This is a genomic window from Apibacter adventoris (assembly GCF_002964975.1).
Lineage (GTDB): Bacteria > Bacteroidota > Bacteroidia > Flavobacteriales > Weeksellaceae > Apibacter > Apibacter adventoris.
Window position 1 is genome coordinate 1 of record NZ_PSZM01000011.1, and the last position, 1,840, is coordinate 1,840.

The following is a 1,840-nucleotide window of genomic DNA, read 5'->3' on the forward strand; positions in this document are numbered from 1 at the left end:
TAACAAACATCTTATCTACATATTTTTTTATGGTTTTTACTCTTCCGGATTTCCATGCCCAGACTTGAGGAGATATGTAGTAAAATGTTTTAATTCCAATTTTTTTTACGTATTTACAAATTCTAAGATTAAATCCGGGATAATCAATAAATATAACGCAATCCGGCTTATATGTTTTTATATCTTGTTTACAGTATTTAATATTTCCTAGAATAGTTCCTAAATTAGAAACTACTTCTGAGAAACCCATAAAAGCCAATTCTTGATAATGTTTTACCATATGTCCTCCTTCATGCTGCATTAAATCTCCTCCCCAAAATCTAAACTCTGCCTGACTATCTATTTTTTTTATTTCTTTCATTAAATTGGATGCATGTAAATCTCCTGAGGCTTCACCTGCAATTATGTAATATCTCATAAATTAATAGCTAAGAGTTTAATAAAAAGTCGTTTACAACATCAAAAAATTCGTTTGGATTATCTGCTTGCACCCAATGTGATGCCTTGGAAACTATAACTAATTTTTCTTTAGGAAACTGTTGACGAATATAAAATTCGTCTTCGGGAAGAATATAATTTGATTTTTCTCCTGAAATAAATAAAGTAGGACCTTCATACTTTCCAAAAGAAATAGGTTTGTTAATTAACTGATTATAGTCTTTGGAAAGCGTGTTTAAGTTAAATCTAAAATCAAAATGATTTTTATCTGTCCTATACACGTTTTTCATAAGAAACTGAATCACTTCTGTTTCATGAATATATTGTGATAAAATATTTTCTACTTCTTTTCTTTCTTTTATTTTAGAAAAATCTACACTTTTAAGAGCTTTTATTATTTCCTGATGATGAGGTGGATAAGCTTTTGGGGCTATATCTACAACTAATAACTTTTCCACTAAATCCGAATGTTTTATTGCACACTCCATTACCGCCTTTCCTCCTAAAGAGTGCCCTAATAATATTGCTTTTTCAATTGAATAATGTTTCATATAGTTTACAATATCTTCTGACATTTCTGTATAATTCATACTTACTGTATGAAAACTTTTTCCATGATTTCGCAAGTCTATTAGATGTACTTCCTGATTTTCTGAAAATTTTTTCCCTAAAGTTCCCCAATTATCTAACATACCAAATAATCCGTGAAAAATTAAAATTGGAATTGTTCCTGGCTTAGCAAATATTTTAGAATGCAATATCTGATTCTCCATATTTTTAAATCTATTTTTACAAAATTAATTATAAATCAATAAACCCCATTATTTAAATAATAGGGTTTATTGATTAAAGTTCTTTTATCTTCTACTCTACAATCAACTTAAGGGTTTTGGTTATTTTACTACTTTTAAATTGTACTATATATATCCCACTCAACACAGGAGACTTAAATTCTAATTTTTGTTCTCCTTTTTTAACAATATAATTATTTATATATATAATTTTACCACTTACATCAAAAATAGTAATTGTTGCATGATTATCTTCAAAATCTGAATTAATATATATGCTACCTACTGAAGTATTCAATGGGTTAGGGACTAATTTTAACTCATTTTTCTTAATTTGTTTATTTTCAATAGATAAATTACATGATCTATTATTTATTTCTAGTGATAAAGAACCTGATTGTGTCGGAGTTCCACTTATGGTCACAGCTATTACTCCACTTCCGGATAAACTTATCTGTTGCCCTTCTGTGCCTACTTCTATTGTTATCCCTTTTTCCGTTTTCTTATAGCCTGTAAAGTTTATAGGATTTCCGATTACTGTGTATTTTAATTGTAATGTTTTATTGGAAGAACTTCCTACTTCTAAGGTGGATCCATTTATACTATTACAA

Annotated in this window: 3 protein-coding genes; all 3 read right to left on the bottom strand. The window is 28.3% G+C overall.

Going from position 1 to position 1,840, the window contains the following annotated elements; all coding sequences use genetic code 11:
- A partial coding sequence (locus C4S77_RS02955; RefSeq protein WP_395855963.1) for a lipid-A-disaccharide synthase occupies positions 1-418 on the bottom strand: 418 nt, incomplete at its 3' end.
- A 10-nt stretch (positions 419-428) separates the two neighbouring features.
- A complete protein-coding gene (locus C4S77_RS02960) occupies positions 429-1,211 on the bottom strand; it encodes an alpha/beta fold hydrolase (protein WP_105245974.1) in 783 nt (260 codons plus the stop codon).
- A 91-nt stretch (positions 1,212-1,302) separates the two neighbouring features.
- On the bottom strand, positions 1,303-1,840 hold a 538-nt coding region (locus tag C4S77_RS02965; protein ID WP_146106023.1), incomplete at its 5' end, for a T9SS type A sorting domain-containing protein.